The organism is Halobaculum roseum, from assembly GCF_019880245.1.
Lineage (GTDB): Archaea > Halobacteriota > Halobacteria > Halobacteriales > Haloferacaceae > Halobaculum > Halobaculum roseum.
Map to the genome: position 1 here is coordinate 106881 of NZ_CP082289.1, position 16986 is coordinate 123866.

General features: G+C 59.3%; 19 protein-coding genes and 2 pseudogenes. 17 read left to right on the forward strand and 4 right to left on the reverse strand.

Annotated features, from left to right (window positions below; all coding sequences use genetic code 11):
- Positions 1-36: 36 nt before the first annotated feature.
- Complete coding sequence (locus K6T36_RS18505) at positions 37-2016, reverse strand: hypothetical protein (RefSeq protein WP_004594522.1); 1980 nt, start codon at positions 2014-2016, stop codon at positions 37-39.
- A 525-nt stretch (positions 2017-2541) separates the two neighbouring features.
- Here K6T36_RS18505 and K6T36_RS18510 point away from each other — a divergent pair.
- The 7 genes from K6T36_RS18510 to K6T36_RS18540 all read left to right on the forward strand — a co-directional run bounded on the left by K6T36_RS18510 (position 2542) and on the right by K6T36_RS18540 (position 7360).
- Positions 2542-2832 carry a DUF8069 family protein gene (locus K6T36_RS18510; protein ID WP_004594521.1) on the forward strand — a complete coding sequence of 97 codons (291 nt, stop codon included), beginning with the start codon at positions 2542-2544 and terminating at the stop codon, positions 2830-2832.
- Positions 2832-3158 (forward strand): DUF7558 family protein, encoded by a 327-nt coding sequence (locus K6T36_RS18515; protein ID WP_011222441.1) that lies wholly within the window; start codon positions 2832-2834, stop codon positions 3156-3158. Before K6T36_RS18510 ends, K6T36_RS18515 begins: the two co-directional genes overlap by 1 nt.
- Positions 3159-3314: 156 nt before the next feature.
- Entirely contained in the window at positions 3315-3665 is a 351-nt protein-coding gene (locus K6T36_RS18520; RefSeq protein ID WP_004594520.1) for a DUF8105 family protein, read from the forward strand.
- Between the two features lie 6 nt (positions 3666-3671).
- The gene (locus K6T36_RS18525) at positions 3672-4001 is read left to right on the forward strand and encodes a DUF8158 family protein (protein ID WP_004594519.1); all 330 of its coding nucleotides are present in this window, start codon (positions 3672-3674) and stop codon (positions 3999-4001) included.
- Positions 4002-4085: 84 nt separating this feature from the next.
- Entirely contained in the window at positions 4086-4343 is a 258-nt protein-coding gene (locus K6T36_RS18530) for a HalOD1 output domain-containing protein (protein WP_004594518.1), read from the forward strand.
- 587 nt (positions 4344-4930) lie between these two features.
- Positions 4931-5791 (forward strand): hypothetical protein, encoded by an 861-nt coding sequence (locus tag K6T36_RS18535; protein WP_004594516.1) that lies wholly within the window; start codon positions 4931-4933, stop codon positions 5789-5791.
- Between the two features lie 231 nt (positions 5792-6022).
- Complete coding sequence (locus K6T36_RS18540) at positions 6023-7360, forward strand: AlbA family DNA-binding domain-containing protein (protein WP_011222445.1); 1338 nt, start codon at positions 6023-6025, stop codon at positions 7358-7360.
- A 5-nt stretch (positions 7361-7365) separates the two neighbouring features.
- Here the strand turns inward: K6T36_RS18540 and K6T36_RS18545 are convergent, their stop codons facing one another.
- Positions 7366-8115, reverse strand: coding sequence for a hypothetical protein (locus K6T36_RS18545; protein WP_011222446.1), 750 nt, complete (start codon positions 8113-8115; stop codon positions 7366-7368).
- Between the two features lie 221 nt (positions 8116-8336).
- Here K6T36_RS18545 and K6T36_RS18550 point away from each other — a divergent pair, with 221 nt between their 5' ends.
- From K6T36_RS18550 to K6T36_RS18560, 3 genes and pseudogenes are all read left to right on the forward strand, one after another.
- Positions 8337-9257 (forward strand): transcription initiation factor IIB, encoded by a 921-nt coding sequence (locus K6T36_RS18550; RefSeq protein WP_049938512.1) that lies wholly within the window; start codon positions 8337-8339, stop codon positions 9255-9257.
- Positions 9258-9520: 263 nt separating this feature from the next.
- Positions 9521-10390 carry a biosurfactant protein 1 gene (locus K6T36_RS18555; protein ID WP_011222448.1) on the forward strand — a complete coding sequence of 290 codons (870 nt, stop codon included), beginning with the start codon at positions 9521-9523 and terminating at the stop codon, positions 10388-10390.
- Positions 10391-10483: 93 nt separating this feature from the next.
- Positions 10484-10644, forward strand: a pseudogene (locus K6T36_RS18560) (transcription initiation factor IIB family protein); the annotation flags it as partial.
- Here K6T36_RS18560 and K6T36_RS19110 read toward each other — a convergent pair.
- Both K6T36_RS19110 and K6T36_RS18570 read right to left on the reverse strand, forming a co-directional pair.
- Positions 10641-11129: a hypothetical protein gene (locus K6T36_RS19110; protein WP_011222449.1), complete on the reverse strand. Its 489-nt coding sequence runs from the start codon at positions 11127-11129 to the stop codon at positions 10641-10643. The pseudogene K6T36_RS18560 and the gene K6T36_RS19110 overlap by 4 nt on opposite strands.
- A gap of 17 nt (positions 11130-11146) precedes the next feature.
- On the reverse strand, positions 11147-11698 hold the full coding sequence (locus K6T36_RS18570; protein WP_049938513.1) for a DUF7342 family protein: 552 nt from the start codon (positions 11696-11698) through the stop codon (positions 11147-11149).
- A gap of 135 nt (positions 11699-11833) precedes the next feature.
- Between K6T36_RS18570 and K6T36_RS19260 the strand changes: the two are divergent.
- From K6T36_RS19260 to K6T36_RS18600, 7 genes and pseudogenes are all read left to right on the forward strand, one after another.
- Positions 11834-11966 (forward strand): annotated as a pseudogene (locus tag K6T36_RS19260) (biosurfactant protein 1); the annotation flags it as partial.
- Between the two features lie 67 nt (positions 11967-12033).
- A complete protein-coding gene (locus K6T36_RS18575) occupies positions 12034-12222 on the forward strand; it encodes a DUF8012 family protein (protein WP_004594506.1) in 189 nt (62 codons plus the stop codon).
- Positions 12223-12308: 86 nt separating this feature from the next.
- Positions 12309-12689 (forward strand): hypothetical protein, encoded by a 381-nt coding sequence (locus tag K6T36_RS18580; protein ID WP_004594505.1) that lies wholly within the window; start codon positions 12309-12311, stop codon positions 12687-12689.
- A 67-nt stretch (positions 12690-12756) separates the two neighbouring features.
- Positions 12757-13419 carry a DUF6735 family protein gene (locus K6T36_RS18585; RefSeq protein ID WP_004594504.1) on the forward strand — a complete coding sequence of 221 codons (663 nt, stop codon included), beginning with the start codon at positions 12757-12759 and terminating at the stop codon, positions 13417-13419.
- Positions 13420-13456: 37 nt separating this feature from the next.
- Positions 13457-13741: a DUF7967 family protein gene (locus tag K6T36_RS18590; RefSeq protein ID WP_004594503.1), complete on the forward strand. Its 285-nt coding sequence runs from the start codon at positions 13457-13459 to the stop codon at positions 13739-13741.
- A 61-nt stretch (positions 13742-13802) separates the two neighbouring features.
- The gene (locus tag K6T36_RS18595; RefSeq protein WP_004594502.1) at positions 13803-14552 is read left to right on the forward strand and encodes a helix-turn-helix domain-containing protein; all 750 of its coding nucleotides are present in this window, start codon (positions 13803-13805) and stop codon (positions 14550-14552) included.
- A gap of 59 nt (positions 14553-14611) precedes the next feature.
- The gene (locus K6T36_RS18600; RefSeq protein ID WP_222923974.1) at positions 14612-16975 is read left to right on the forward strand and encodes a heavy metal translocating P-type ATPase; all 2364 of its coding nucleotides are present in this window, start codon (positions 14612-14614) and stop codon (positions 16973-16975) included.
- Positions 16976-16986 lie beyond the last annotated feature (11 nt).

Genomic DNA, 16986 nt, shown 5'->3' on the forward strand with positions numbered 1-16986 from the left:
ACTCACTCAGCATCAAATCTTAAACTACCTCAACAGTCACGTCTCCGGCGAATCCTCTCTATCAAACGCCCCCTCAGACACTGGGAAGATATCGATAACGTGCTTATCAAAGGTTCCCCACATAGTCTCGTGCCCGAAACGAATCCGATGACTAAACTCCGATTCAGCCTCCTCCCTATCAACCTCCGAACGCTGGAGCTCACCGACCGTCTCCCCATACCCTTCTCGCAGCTTATCAAGTAACTCATCAGGTGTATACTTCGTCGACTCAGGGTGTGTCCAGCGTACTTCCCCAGGAAAACGTTCCATATCATCCGCATCCTGAGATTCGCTCAAACCCATTATAGCACGGAGCTCGCCTAAATCCTCAGCGTGTGCCGGCTCATCCTCATCAACATCTACATCCGAGAAATCACCCTCCCAGACAGCAACACCCACTAATGACCGCCGAACCTTTTCACCTCGCTCCTGAAGCTCAGAAAGAATCTCCTCTGCTGTATCAGAGTCCAAATCGGAATCCTTGTAGTCATCGTACACCTCCCGATGCTTCTCCGTGATAAACTCCGGAAGAGGAATCCGAGTATCCGTCGCCAACCCCACACGTTTCACAAACTCGAGGATATCACGATCCTCGGGCTCAGGTAAATCGATACCTTCGAAAGGCTCCTCAAGCCGCTGCTGATACGTCTTATCCGAATCTGGGAATTCAAATTCTACCCTCCGGATATCATCCTTATCCTGGATTTTGAGCATCTCAAAGTATTGCTCAACACTCAGATCATCAGGATCAACATTAAAATTGAACTGGCCTTCTCCGAATTCGTGGATATCATCGGCAGTCTTCTCCCAATTAATCTCAACGTGGATTGGATGCTCAGGTGTAGGCTCCGAACCAAACTCTACCTCAAACTCCAGCGTGTCGCCGGCAAGAGACCAATTACCGATCCACTCTACTGTTGACTTTTCTGGAACCTGCAAATCCTCAATTACATCCGGCATTACATTTCTCGGCAATAGAATCCGAGAATCAGGATTAGCGATATGTATCAAATCATTCTCATCCTGGCCACCACCACCGGTGGACTTCCAGAAGCTGAGATTAATCTCTTCACCCTCATCTAAAGTCGCCACATCATATGCCTGGGTATAGAGAGTATACACATCTTCGACGACATTCAGAGTCTTCTCTTCCAGAATCGATCGAGGAATAGTCAGCAGATACGGCTCACCATCCTGTGAATCAGCAGAGTACTTACACAGGAACTGAATGACTTCATCATCGAGAACAATTCGATCATCGAGTAACTCGTCATTCCCGAGCTCAAACCCAGTACTGTCACCAACCGTAACCCGATTGCCGTGTTTAACGGCGTTGTACGCCTCTCGGAAATTCAAATAGAAGACAGCAATATTCTTGAGTTTATTTCTCAGATTCTCAATCGAATCCTCGACTAACAACTCCATCTCCATCGACTCAGGGATATCCTCACCCTCACCTTCGTGAATCTCTATATCAGCCAACCCAACATCAACTGGAACATCTTCCAGTTCTTCCTCTGAGAAACTAATCGCTCCCTCTCGCACCGCCTGATACCCAAAGATCAAACTCAGAACCTCATTCGAGTCAGCCTCAACATCTCGTTTATCAAGATACCCATCAAGTTCCTCCTCCAGAATAGCCTCAAAGAGTGGCCGTATATCTCCGCTTGAAGTCCGGATAATCTCATTAATATAGGATTCCTTATTCAAAATGAGATATCTGAAATAGGATCCAAACTCCTCGATATACTGCATCGTTGCTCGGAAAAGATCCACGACCGAGTACACCTTTACAGTATCCCGCTGGTCCTCAGGTACCGCATCCAACCCTGCGTTGATTGTCCCTGCGATTTTACATATGTGAGCGTACGCTATCTCCGGGTCTTGACGATCCTGAATAACCTCTTCGGGATCCTGAGTCTCTGAGTCAGAATAAAACTCGGTATACTCGAAGAAGCTTTTCTCATTTTCAGACATACTATACAGTATATAAAAGAGGGTGAAAAGCGTTTGTCACCAGAATTTCTTTCACTTTCTTCAGAGTTCGACAGGGCCATTTCGGTTAAATCGTCCGAACAGTTAACCTGACACCAGCGACGACCTCCCCTAGACACCAGGTATGCTGAGAGTCGTGCTGAGTCAACAAATCGTAGGACGGCAGCACTAGACACCAGACTCACCGACGAGGGAGTTCCCGGACAGCCCCCGAAATCTGGTGTCAGGTATTGCTGTCTTGCGATTTGGAGGCGAATTGTGCCACTAGACAGCAGGAAAATCAACCGATATGTGGTGGGGGTGGCGGCCCAAAGTTATGTTCGCGGCCACCAGGGCCGAGATGCCAGGCCGCTGGCCAAGCGAGAGTAGGCTGCCACCCGGACGATGGCGTGGGGCGTGGAGGGTGAAGGAGCAGATCGACATCGTGACTGAGAATGGTGACTGTGGCGACTGTTTATTGTGCCCCCGAGTGGGTGCGGGGCGGTTCCTGTGCTGCCCCTGATTTGTATGTCTGGTCCGGATAGATACGACGATACGGCAGACGATCACGAACGGTTCGAAGCGGAATTGCTCGCTCAGGATCGGGATGCGCGGTCACCATCGACGGCGGATCTTGACGACGAGACGGCCCGCCAGCTGGTTCGAGAGCTACTCGATGCCGGGACAGTCACACCGGTCGTCGACCAGCGGCTCCTCGTTCACGAGCCCAGCAACACAGCGTTCGAATCGATGCAGCAGCTCGCCGTCTTCCACACAGGCTGGACGGCCGCCCGGGACGCCGGCGAGGGTGATGGGTGATGCAGCAGACGCTGGCCGGCTGTGCCTTCTGCGAGGCTCCATCCGGGATAGAGACTGGGATCGCCTACACGTGGGGGAAGGAAGAGCGGGTCAACCACCCGATTTGCGTCGACTGTGCGATCCAAGAGACGCCGGATCCCGATGATCGTGATCACTACGCCTGTGACAGCTGTGGCCTCGTCGTCAACGCGCTCGCAGCGCTCACACGGTTTCGAATCGAACTCGGCCATCTCGAAGGCCCGATACAGGTCTGTGCGCGGTGTAGTCCAGGCGGGCCAGCAACGTACTGGACACGCGACCTCGAGGCACACATCGTCTCTGACTGACCCGCCGAGCGGTCGTCGACGCGAGTGGTACGGCGACCACTGCGGGAGGGTCACAGTTGTCCGTAGCTGTCCCACCCCGCGAACTCAGCAGCGCTGGTTGTGTCGCTGTCTCGTTGCTCCGCTATCTTCAACAGACGGGCGCTCCTCGGGATGACTATGGACTGCCCCGCGTGCGGGTCCCCCGTCACCCTCGAGGTCGGACCAGACCGGCCCCTGTCGACGTCGCTGTCCGACGCCGTCCTCGCAGCGGAAGAGGACGAGCAGATCGAGGTGACCCGCGATTGTTGGGACTGTGGCTGGCACGAAACGCGGGCGCTTCGCGTCGCATCGATCGACAGGACCGCCGGCGACGAGACTGCCGTCGAGCGAGCCGCACTCATCGACGAGATTGCCGATGAGCTCGCAGCGATCGGCTGTGTGGGTACGCTTGAGGAGACGCTGGCTGCAATCCGTGAGCAACGAGAAACCGACTCGGCGACGACCGATACGGACGACGCGGCGGAGTGACTCGCAATGCCTGATACAGAGGCCAACTATAATGTTCGTGAGCAAACCGGGAATCCCGAGCACGCATCGGTCGACGATGTGGTTGACCTCGTGATCTACCGGGCGCAGAACCCGCGAACCGAGCACGAGGATGCACATTTCGATACGGCGGTCGCGGCTCTCGTCGACAGATACGGAACGGAGTCGGTCCGGACAGTCATCAACCGCATCCTCGTCGACGACGAGCCGTTCCGGACCGCCACGAACGGCCTTGAGATGCGCAACGTCGACGGCGTTCGGATCGGAACCGCAGCCAGCTGGTTTCTCGAGGAGCTAAACGCACAGGACGACCACTGAGGGACCGGTTGAAAGGCCGCAGCGACAGGCCGTCGAGCCCCCATTTTTAACTCCTGTTCGTCCTATCTACCCGTCGAGGCCATAATGGCACCCTCCACCCCGAGAGACTCAGATCCATCCCCCGATCTACTCGTTGAAATCGTCGAGACACTGGAAGCCCACGGGCTCCCCACCGACTCGTATCAGCTCCACGACGCTGTTGACGTCGAGGCACTCGAGCAGCTTCTCGCATCCTCAGCCGGGGACGTGGAAGTCCGGTTCACCGTGGAGGGGATCCAACTCGCCGTCACCCACGACGGCGTCGATGTCCTTCTCGACGAGCCAGCCGGGGCACCGGATTAGTAGCGCGATCGAATTCGTCGACAGCGACACTCCCTGAAAGCCCTCGGCCGCTCGGCATCCCGCGACCACCGCTGCGCTCCTCGTCCCTGCGGTGCTTGCGGGGTCGGGGGACGACCGAGGCGGCCTCGCCCTTTCTGAGTCCGCCAGGACGGTGAATGACCATCCGAGCGGCGCAGCCGGGTGGACAGGTGTGTCCGTACCGGCCCGCCCCGCTCGCCGCTGCCGCCCTCCGCGTCGCTCGCGACCGACCATTCCGGGCTGCCTGCCTGCGGTAGCGGGCGGGCTGCCGGGCTAAAGTGAATGTGCCCTCGGCGCCAGCGGGAAAGCGCGGGGGGTTGCGCGGCGTGGCTGCTCACCCCCCACGCTTTCTCCGCTGGCCGCTCGCTCCGGGCGGGTCGGCGCGCGGTGCTGGTTGGGGTCGCCGCACTCGGGCGCGCTCTCGCTCGCGCCCGGTAGGGCGCTCGCGAAGGCGCGAGCGAGAGCGCGCAGTCGGTGCTATCGGTCGTCGACGTCGTCGGAAAACCGCGATGTTAGGGGCATCGCGGTGGCGGCGCACGAGCGCCTTCAGTGGTATCTGGAGGATACCAATGTCAAGTAACAACTCGAGTCGCAAGGTCGTTACGGTGGATGAACAGGCATTCGAACGAACCGAAGACGCCGGCGTCGACGAGGACGGCTTCAAGGTCGTCGACGACAAACCGGAGTTCCGAGCGACGGTTCAGCAGGAAAAGCAGGCGAAGGTGGATTCCAACCACCCAGACGGCATCGTCCAGGACTTCTCGCACCTGCCCCTCGCGCAGGAAGAGAAGATTCGCGCCCGGGAGGCCGAACTGGACCACATCAGCGCCCAGGCGGAACTCGGCACCCAAGACGGGCGGGCGAAGCGAACTCGCAAGGTCGTCACCGAACGGCGACAGCGTAAGCGGGCGGAACGCACCCCGGACCGGACGGATCCGCGAGAGCGTCTCTCCCGGATGGAGCTGGCGAAGGTGAACCAGGAAGCAGACCGGATGGCACAGCGGCTTCGCACCGGTCACAGTCGGGCGGCCGTCTCGCGGGCGCTCGCAAAGCGGGTCGCCAAGGGGCAAGACATCACCAAAGCAGTGTTCGACACGATGGATGCACTCAAGGCGGCCCCCGGCGCCATCTGCCCGATCGAGGACGTCCCGGACGTGCAGACGGATGAGGTGAGCATCGAAGGAGAAGTCGTTCAGCTCTGGGATGCTTCCAGCCGGAAGATCGCTCAAGTGGGCTTGGTCGCGGACGACACCGGGAAAATCAAGTTCACCTCGTGGCGAAAATCGGAGCCTGCCTTCGTCCAAGAAGGGGACACCGTCCGAATGCGGGCGGTTAAGAAGAACTGGTACGAGGGACGATGTTCACTCGCCGTGACCTACGACAGTATGATCGTCTTCCCAGAACGCGACCGCCGCTGGTGGGAGGAGTAGGGGCAACGCCCTTTCTTTTTTCGTGAGTGCCGGACCGGCCCAGGCCCCACCGCCCCACCCACCGCTCCGTGCTCGCTCCCGCTGGTCGCTGCGCGCGCAGCCACAACCTCAAGAACCGAGCTGAGATGTATGTCAGAATTCGGGAATTCGCTAACCGCGTGTATCCGTCCGAAATAAAAAGCAACTACCGCCTAGAGAGGTTTTTAGGCTGACTAGAAACATAGAGGGAATATGGTTAAATCGGGAGACGTGGATCAGCGGTGGCAGGATCTATTGCGTAATCCACGAGAAGAGGTCCATCGTGAAATCAAAAGCTGGCTTGATCTGTCTGATAATGTGGACAAGGCAAACGTAGCAAAAGCGATGCTCGCATTAGCGAATTCTGGTGGGGGTCAGATTTTGATTGGATATGAGGAGGTCGGTGAATCATGGGAACCGGATCCATCTCGACCACATCCGATTGACCACTACGATCAAGATACGATTAATGGGATCGTTGAGAAGTTTGCTGAGCCCCAGTTTCACTGTGAAGTATACCATATTGAACATCCAGAATCTGGTGAAGTCTTTCCAATTATCGATGTACCGGGAGACCATCGGGTGCCGATTCGATCAGACAGTGCTGGCCCTGAAGACCAACACGTTACCTACAACACATATTATATTAGGCGGCCAGGGCCAGAAAGTGCAGCACCGAAGACAGGACGTGAGTGGGACGAATTGATTCGGCGGTGTGTCACTGCCTCACGTGATGATCTGTTAGATCGAATGCGAACCGTACTGACGGGGTTCGAAAAAGGAGCAAGTGAAGAAGAGATTGATCCGCTGGATCAGCTTGCTTCGTGGACTGAGGCTATGCGGGAAGACTGGGAAGCCAACGTGATGGACGAGTACGGAAATATGGATAATTCACCCTATCGTCACGGGTACTGGTCATTTGCTTACAGTCTGGATTCTGAGTTTGATCAGCCATCTCTCTCTGAGTTCTTAGATCTACTACGGGAGGTGAAAGGTCATGAAACGGGGTGGCCGGCGTGGCTGATCAGCGAGGATCAGGTACATCCCCGCGATGAGACAATCGAAGGGTGGTATACCGGCGGAACATTCGATGACCCAGCGCACGCAGACTACTGGCGTGCATCCCCAGACGGGATGCTGTTCTTGCTTCGTGGCTATCAGGAAGACAGCAAAGATGAACTTGAGCCAGGTACAGTTTTGGATTATATTCTCCCAATCTGGCGAGTCGGTGAATGCTTGCTACATGCGAAGCGGTTGGGGCGAGAACTCGGTGAGGAAAACACGTCGGTCACCGTGCAAGCCCGATGGACGGGACTAGAGGGACGAACACTGGGCTCAATTGAAAATCGCCGTGGACTTTTCCCTCCGATTGAAAGAGAATCACATCAAGCGACAGTTACGGCCAGTCAACGCTTCACTGTTCAAGATTTTGAAGACGCTCTACCGGAAGTGGTTGAGACCTTGACCCAACCGCTATACCAGATCTTTGATTTCTACGAGCCGCCATCCGATCTAATCCAGAATGAGCTGGACCGGATGCAAAGCCAGTAACAACGCTACTCTAGATGTTCATCCAATTCCCACGCACCTTCATCATCGTAATAGAAACCGGGATGATATCCGAACTGAGAGTTTGATAATGGTCGGAAAAGCGGTGTGAGTTGGTCACGGATACCGTCTTCATCGGACAGACTGAGAGGTGTGAGGCGCGAGGTGCGGTTAGGTTCAGGAAATGCTTCAACCCGGTCAACCTGCCGATGTTGGTCTATTGTCGCGTTCGTGAGATTTGTCCCACTGAGGATTGCATACACCTTCTCGCTGTGTTCATCAGGAAGGACGTCACGATAGAACTGGAGGACGGTGACGAGACTTAATTCAAGATCCTGTGAACTGACTGCATAGTCACAGTCGTATGAATGACCGGTTGGATAGCAGAGCCCGCTCCCCCGGGCCTCATATATGCCAGTATCATACAGAGTTGCCACTGAACTCAGGTCTTTTCGATTCTCGTAGCGAGCGACAATATGGTTCCATGTCGGATCCGCGTGTTCAAACAGTCTATCGGGCCGAAACGATGGTCGACACGTCGCGGGAACAGGCAGTTCCTCAAGTTCTGTGATATCGACAAGACGCGATCCATCAAGAGCACTTTCAGGAACAATATGGAACAAGAGCTGTGGAATTGCATCCTCTGAATTAAGCATATCGAAGCGCTGAAGGTGGTATTCGCGATATAATGTCGACCGATCAACCGCCGGATATTCACGGTTGAGTTCATGGAGACGCCGAAGATGTGAATCACTCATATGCTCCCCCTCTCACCTTAGATAAATATGTATTCGGTCCCCTGTTGTGGCCTTGAGTGCCGCCCCAGTTCCTGCATAGCCAGTTCATTGGTATAAGAATCAGACTCGGTCGCTGTACGCCATCGGTTCCGAGATATCTGAACCGTCTTGTAGAGGTTTATTCCACCCATAATGGGTGAAGGATTCGCTGTACTGGCGAGTTCCTGAACATGGTGAGAACGATGACTACCAGAGACATCTACGAAACTGGCTTCGACGAAGACGTCCAAACAGAGTCGAGCGCTACCCAGTGTCCAGAGTGTGACGGCCGGGTCACTACGAATGCGGTCGAAACGATCTGCGAGGACTGTGGACTTGTTATCGAGGAACAACGTATCGATCACGGGCCGGAGTGGCGGGCGTACGATGCAGACGAGCGCGAGCGAACAGGCGCACCACTCACTACAGCCCGTCACGATCGAGGCATCTCGACCGAGATCGGCCACGGAACCGACGCACACGGGAACGAACTCTCTGGTCAGAAACGCCGGCAGCTGGCCCGGATGCGACGTGAGCAGACCCGTGGTCGCTGGCGGTCCAAAGCGGAACGGAATCTCGCACACGGGTTGGGCGAGGTACGCCGGCTGGCGAGTGCGCTCGAGCTCTCTGAGTCGATTCGTGACCAGGCGTGCCAGCTCTTCCGGAGCGCTCAGAGCGAGGATCTGCTTCGAGGCAGATCCATCGAAGCCATCGGTGCAGCGAGTATCTACGGTACCTGTCGATGTAACCAACACCCGCTTCTCCTCGAGGATGTCGTCGACGCCGCCCGAGTCGAGTCCGCTCGTGTCACCAACGCCTACCGAACACTGAATCGCGAATTAGAGCTCCCAGCACCACCAATGCGCCCGACGTCGTTCATTCCACGCCTGATCTCGGCGCTGGAGTTAGACCACGACATTCGTCGGCGCGCGAACGAACTCGCAGAACGCGCCGAGGGGACAACCCTCACGAACGGCTGTCAGCCATCGGGCGTCGCGGCCGCCTGTGTCTATCTGGCTGCCCAAGAGCAGGGCGCGTTGATTACCCAATCCACCGTCGCGTCGGCAGCAGAGGTGTCAGTCGTGACGCTCCGAAGCCGGCGAGACGAACTCCAAGCGATCTGAGACGCCTCCGGTAGAGGAATACCTACATACAGGCAGAGAGTCTACAAGGGGGTATGGATCTGGACGAGACTGTCGAGTATCTGTCGACAGAACTCGATATCGAGCGGAGTGAGCACGTTCGCGAGGTCGGTCGAGCGGTCGCCGAGCTCCGTGACTGAATCGGTCTCAGGCGGTCAGATTTATCCCGTCGTCGCCGAATCCGTCCCCGCATTTTCTCACCCCTGAGTTTAAATACCAAACCGGGGGAAACGCGGAGCGAATCGATGACTGACCACAACTCAGACCGAGAGGCGTTCCAACCTGTCGGGGAGGGCGCTCTGGTGCCGGACCCAGCGCTGGATCAGCCAGCAGACGGCCAGCCAAGCCGCCAGCGTGAAGCCTCGCATTCGGGTGGGTATCCGGACGGAACAACCGACACAGACCGATCCTGTGTCTCCTGTGGCGCATCGATCCCGGCGTCGCAACGAAAATGCCGGTTCTGTCTCGAACACGAACTTGACGGCGCGTCGGAGTCGGGTGCTGCGAGTTCCGAGCAGACACTGCGTGGTGTGATCCACTTCCTCGTCGAATCGGGGACGTTCTACGGCGCCGTGGCAAGGGGAGCAGCAGCAGCGACACTTCTCTCGTCAGGTCACGACCAGCCCATCGACGACTGTACGCTCATCTACGATCTCGACGACGAGCCCGCACCCCAGCTAACCGAGCGCTGGCCTACGCTCCCCGCTGCTACTGAGGTGACCGCAGCGGCTGGCGACGCGTTACTAACAGCGGCCCGTGAGCGGACAGCGTGGAACGAGAGGAGCGATCGTTCTCAGACGGAGATTCCACGCGTCTATGACGAGCGTGGCCAGGGAATTCGCGATGAGTCGTCCCTCGAGCACACGCTCGACGACAGCGATCAGCTGTGGATCGTCCCAGCAATCGCTGTGGAAACAGTACCCCGCGAAACGAAATCCTCCAGTACCAGAGCTGAAATCCCGACCGTAACAGCCCTCGAGTGCCAGCACTGTACGAAAGAAACAGAACATCGCTTCAGTACACGCGAGTCGCTCCCTGACGAGACCTGGACGGGCCAACCAATCTGGGAGTGCCAAGTGTGTGGCACAGGTCGCTACGGGCCTGCTCCCGAATAGGGCAGTAGGAATCTCACCGTTTAACCAACAGTCTCCGATGGAGATGGCTTCTGTTGGTTAACACGGTGAGTACCCGCAAGTCCGACGTCAGTCATAGCGGGCGTTCATTCGGCAGGTTCGCAGCGGCCTGTCTCTACAAAGCGGGGCGGGAACAGGGGGTGTGGGTAACGCACCGTGACATCGCCAAGTCCGGAAACGTCACGCCGACCACGGCCTGGACGCATCACCAGAGGTTCGATGAACTCGCTGTCTAGACGGGCCAGGTAGGGAGCGAGGGCGCTCCATTCTTCCAGTGGATCGCATCTAGCGCGGGCGGGAACTGCTGTAGTCGGTCATCGAGGACGGCGAGTGGGTGCGCATCGAGAAACGTCGCCTTGTGCCGATCAACCGGCGTGTCTTCGTGATTGAGTTGGATATGACAGGGCCCAAGGTCCGGATGGTCGGCATCTTGGTGGAATCCGAGCATCAGATTTCGGTCCGGTTCGACCCAGTTTATGCGGTAGTATTCGTGGTCGACGCCGGCGGGGTACCAGAAGCGAATCTCCAGTCGTGCTGTCGCCGCGTCGTACGAGTCACTCAGGAACGTCGTCGGATCGACACCCGCGATGACGTACCGGGGTCGGCGTCGAGACGGGCGATAGCGGACCTCTTCACACCCTGGCTGGTTCGTCAATCGGTCGTGAACGTCGCGGAGGAGGGTCCGCTGTGTATAGCGGTCGCGACCGGCAAGAAAGATCATTCTGTGAGAGAGGAGGGTTAGCTCGTGGCGCGGTCAGCCACGTCGGTCATCTGCTCGCGGGCAGCTTCGACGTCGGAGTAGAGTTCCAGTGCGTGCTTGATGAGGCGGCGATCCTCCTCGTTCTCACGCCAGAACGCGATGACGTCGCGGCGGTCCCGGAGCTCCGCACTTGTGAGGTCGCCGTCGGCGAGCGACTGTTCAAGCTCTTCCCACGTCTCGACGTCGTAGGTCGCCTGCCACTCCTCGATCTCCTCGGTAATCGCGGCCAATTCACTCCGCAGCTCCTCGCGGGTATTTTCCTCGATGAGCGTGCGGATCTCCTCGAAGAGCAGTCGCGTGTAGTCCGGTTGGTAGCGCGTCGTCTCGCCGGCCTCGACGCGACGCAACTGGCCCTGGTCGACGAGGTCCTGAAGTTCCTCGTTGGTCGTGCTCCAGGCGGCGTCGGCCTGCTCGCTGATCCAGTTAACTGAGCGGGGTTCGCGAAGTGACTCGGCGACCGCCCGAATGCGGTCGCGGGCGCTCATCGACTCAGTCCACGATTGGACCCCATCTCGCGAGGATTCGGTCATGGTTGGCACCTCTTGGGACAGTGTTCGCGCCCTACTCCCATATATGTTTGTACTGTCTCGCATAATCAAGAATGCCTTGCGGGCGAAGGCGTCCGGACGTTGAAATGCGATACCGACAGAAGGTATGGCCAACCGATGTACGACCGATATTCTGACGTTGAGGAACTACGGCCGACCGGCGAGGCATCCCACAGCCCGGACACAATGTTGGACGACGGGTGTGAGAGTGACCTCCTGGCGGCAACGCGTCGCGACGAGCACTGGTGGCGACCTGATGCGACGACGACAGTCACGTGGAGTGTCTATCCGCGCCGGCGAGTGGTGAGGCGCTACCGATGAATCAGCAAGTCGAACAGGGCTACTGGATGCATCGTGTACTCAGCAATCTCAGCCGCCTCGACGTCGAGCGGTTGGACGACGCGGATCGAGAGCGAGTCGAGACTGCAAGAGACCTCCTGGAAGAAGTGAGCCTACTCACGGGACCAGAGGACGGGAGCGGACCAGACGCCCCAACAGACGACTGATCGTCATCGCCGTCGACGCCAGGGGCACTTCCAGTGTCGGTTTATCGCCCCCCAAGAGGGGTGCGGGGCTTCCCGCGAGTCCAGACATGGCGACACTACAAGCTGCGACGACGTCAACCGGCGCGATCGTATCGGATCCACAGGCTGTCCGCGAACTCTGTGAGAGCTACTGCTTCGGGACGCTCGACTGGGAGGTCACCGACAAGGGCGAACTCACCATCTGGGGGTACGATGACTTCGAAGTGTACGAGGCGCGGGAGAACGGCCTCCCGGACTACGAGGGCGGCATCGTGACCCACGAATTCTTGCGAGAACTTGCCGACCACCTCGAAGCTGACGAGGAACTCGACATCCAGACAGCGGGGTTCACGAAGTGTCGCTTCCCAGTGCTGGCGAAGCGGTACGTCGTTCGCGACGGCGAAGTCCTCTACGCGGATCTCAGTTCCCCCGAACCAATCGAGGAGTAGCGTTGTTCGTCCCCCGAGAGGGGTGCGGGGCGATCCAGTAGCGGTCGCCCCGTGAGGTGATTGCTCGATGGGCCACCGCGCACTCGTTGCGTACGAACGCACAGACGGACAGTACACGCTCCACTACAGCCATTGGGGCGCAGCGAACCTCAAGCTCAAGCACCGAATTTCGGCTGAGTCGCCGTTCGGTGGCGACGACACCAACTCCAAGTGGGCGAAACAGCTGCTGGCTGAACTGGCCGATGGCCTCGAGGCAGATGCGGTCGACGGCTACCTCGCTGACGAGGATCGACCGTCGACGGTCGTCGAGCCGAAGCCCCGCGCCACCGGGCTCACCCTCGACGAGATCATCGCTGACCATCTCGACTACCTCCACCACGAGGCGTTCTACGTGGTGTCACCGACCTTCGAGGTGACCGCCTACCGGACGCTGTGGTTCGGCCTGCAGTACGATTCAGAGACAATCGACAACGGTGAGACGGTCGGGAACGGGGCGCTCGCGACCGTTCGGTGGCACGACGGCGAGCCGGTCGGCGACGGCCATCTGAAGGGGCAGTTCCGGGCGCTGAAGGACGTCGTCGGCGATATGGTCGACAAGGGGGTGTTCACGCCGTCGACGGCGAGGCAGTACCTCAAGCAGAAACTCGGCGAGTGGGTCGGCGAGCGCCAGGAACTGCGCATCCCTGGTGGTGAATCACCGTCGAAAACTGCGTCAGTCGACCGATTATAACGCCAATCCCTTTCTGAGTCCCCACGAACGTCTGGATATGTCAGATCGGGCTGATGACGAGGTGCGAGTATGGCTCGTCGAACGTACCTACTCCGATGATGAACAGAACCTAATCATCCTCACCTACGCGACACCCGACGGCAAACAGTATTATCGGAAAGAGCGGGCACTCACGTCCTTCACCGATATTCGAGATACGACAGCGGCAGTCGATGCGGGGCCCGGCAATCTCGGCACGGTTGATGACCCCGATCTCCAGGACCAATACGCGGCCGAAGCGCAGCGAATGCAGGAGGTCCACGACCCGAACGACGTGATCTGATGCTCACCAGTAGACGTAGTCCCGTGCCATTGGTTATGTCGGAGGAGGCCGTAGACGGGGTATGCGCGAACTCGTCTTCGCCCTCGAATACGAGCCGGGGTGCAATAGGGTGGCGGATGCCCTTGCCGACTACCCCGACGCCCGTGTCCGCTCGCTTTCGTTGCACGCGACTGCCGACCAACTTTGGCGAGTCGACCATGCCACCGGCACTCCGGACGCACTCGACGCCATCGAGGACGCGTTTCGAAACAGCGACTACTACGCCGACTGTCTCGCCACCGAGGACTGCGGCGCCACCCAGACCACCCGCGTCCTTGACCGCACGGACGACACGCTCGTCCTCTACTCCGACTGGGAGCGAACCCCCACCTGCGCCTCGGTTCCCCACATCGCCCGCGACCATCTCGGGGACGGCGTGCTGTTCGAGACCCGTCATGAGGGCCGCCACTACACGTGGCGACTCATCCACTCGGGCGACGGCGACGTGGCGGCATTCTTCGACTCCCTCGAGGTTGCCGTCGAAGAATGCGCTCAGATGGAGATGCTCCGCACCGCGGACACGACGACAGCAGCTGGAGGAAGCGACGAAACACCGAGCGGATTACCCCCGGCGCAGGAAGCCGCCCTCCAAGCCGCCGTCGAACACGGCTACTACGAGTCGCCCCGCGAGGTCGATGTCGGCGAGTTGGCCGAGCATCTCGACGTGCCTCGGTCAACACTTACCTACCGGCTCCGTCGGGCGGAAGAACATTTGGCGAAGCAACACGTCGCCGGCGAGCGGGTAGCGGAAGAACGGCTGGCATCGCACTGACACCGCGGTTGGAATATTCCAACAAAGACATATCGAACTCCCGCTCCTACCGTGAGGTGATGACAGAGAATTCCGATGTGGATACAGCGGGACCACCGAACGGCGGCGGGCAGCGGGAGTTGACTGCCCGTCTCACGGTCCCCGAGATGGACTGTCCGTCGTGTGCGCAAAAAGTCGACAAGAGCCTCCAGCGCGTCGACGGCGTCGTTGAGGCCACGCTCCAGCCGACCACCGGGACAGCTACCATCAAGTACGATCCGGACCGGACTACCAAAGCCGACGTCGTCGCGGCGATCGAAGCCGCCGGCTATGACGTGATCGGCGGAGCAGACGACGAAACCGACGAGTCTGCCGACGGCGTCGATATCGCGCCACCTTCGGAGGTCTGGACGAGTTCTCGCGCGAAGAAGACGTGGCTCGGCGCAGCGTTCGTCATCCTTGGTCTAGTCTTCGAGTTCCTTCTCACCGGCCAGAACGCCGCGATAGCGAGCATCCTCGACTACCCGCTACACATCGCAGATGTCCTGTTCCTCGGTGCCGTCGCGGCCAGTGGCATCCCGGTCGTCCGCAGCGGGTACTACTCCGCGAAGAACCGAAGCCTCGACATCGACCTCCTGATGGGGACAGCGATCATCGCCGCAACCGGCATCGGCTACTTCGTCGAGGCCGCGACGCTGGCCGTCCTGTTCAGCATCGCCGAACTGCTCGAGGACTATGCGATGGACAGGGCACGGGATTCTCTGCGCGAGCTGATGGAACTCTCGCCCGACGAGGCGACCGTCCGTCGCGATGGTGAGGAAGTGACCGTTTCCGTCGAGGAGGTCGACGTTGGCGAGACCGTCGTCGTCCGCCCTGGCGACAAGATTCCGCTCGACGGGACGGTCATCGAAGGCGAGAGTGCAGTCGACCAGTCGCCGATCACGGGCGAGAGCGTCCCCGTCGACAAGACCACCGGCGACGAGGTGTACGCCGGCGCGATCAACGAAGAGGGGTACCTCGAGGTAGAGGTCACCTCGACCGCTGGCGATTCGACGCTCTCGCGTATTATCGAAATGGTACAGGGCGCACAGGCGAAGAAGACCGAGTCTGAGCAGTTCGTCGACAGCTTCTCCGGCTACTACACACCCCTCGTCGTCGTGCTGGCAATCCTGACCGCCGCTATCCCGCCGCTGGTTATCGCTGATCCGGTGGCGGTGGACCTAGCCGGTTACGGGTTCACCTTCGCGGGCGACTGGCAGACGTGGTTCATCCGTGGGCTCACGCTGCTGGTGATCGCCTGCCCGTGTGCGTTCGTCATCTCCACACCCGTCTCGGTGGTGTCGGGCATCACGAGCGCCGCGAAGAACGGCGTCCTGATCAAGGGCGGAAATTACCTGGAAGCGATGGGCGAGGTCGACGCCGTCGCCGTCGACAAGACCGGGACGCTCACCAAGGGCGAACTCGCCGTCACCGACGTCGTTCCGGTGGGTGACACTACGGAGGACGATCTGCTCCGTCGCGCCGCTGGGCTGGAGCAGCGCAGTGAGCATCCCATTGCTACGGCGATTCTCGCCCGTGCTGAGGAGGCGGGCGTGGGCAACCTGCCCGACCCGACGGGTTTCGAGAGCCTCACTGGGAAGGGCATCCGCGGCGAGATCGGCGGCGAGACGTACTATGCGGGCAAGCCCGCGCTCTTCGAGGAACTGGGCTTCGACCTCGCTCGGGCACGCCGCGAGACGGACGGCGGCGTTATGACGGAAGAGGCGACCGAGGGCGAGAACGGGGCGTTCGCCGAGGATGCCCTCTCCGCGCTGGAGCGGGAGGGCAAGACTGTCGTTATCGTCGGGACGGAGTCGAAACTGCTGGGTGCGATCGCCATCGCCGACGAGGTTCGCCCGGCCTCGAAGCGGGCCGTCGAACGCCTGCACGAGCTGGGCGTCGAGCGCGTGGTGATGCTCACCGGCGACAACGAGGGCACCGCCCGCGCAATCGCCGAGCAGGTCGGGGTCGACGAGTATCGCGCAGAACTCCTGCCCGACGAGAAGGTCGACGCTGTCGAGGAGTTACAGGCAGAGTACGGTGATGTCGCGATGGTCGGTGACGGCATCAACGACGCGCCCGCGCTCGCCACCGCGGAGGTCGGCATCGCGATGGGCGCGGCCGGCACCGACACCGCTCTCGAGACGGCCGATATTGCGTTGATGGGCGACGACGTCGGGAAACTCCCGTACCTGTACGACCTGTCGCATACGGCCAACGGGGTGATCCGGCAGAACATTTGGGCGAGTCTCGGCGTGAAGTTCCTGCTCGCGCTGGGCGTGCCACTGGGGCTGGTCAGCGTTGCGTTGGCGGTCGTTGTCGGTGATATGGGGATGAGCCTCGGTGTCACCGGGAACGCGATGCGGTTGTCGCGAATCGAGCCCGATCGGTTCTCCGACACCTGACTCTGCGGCGG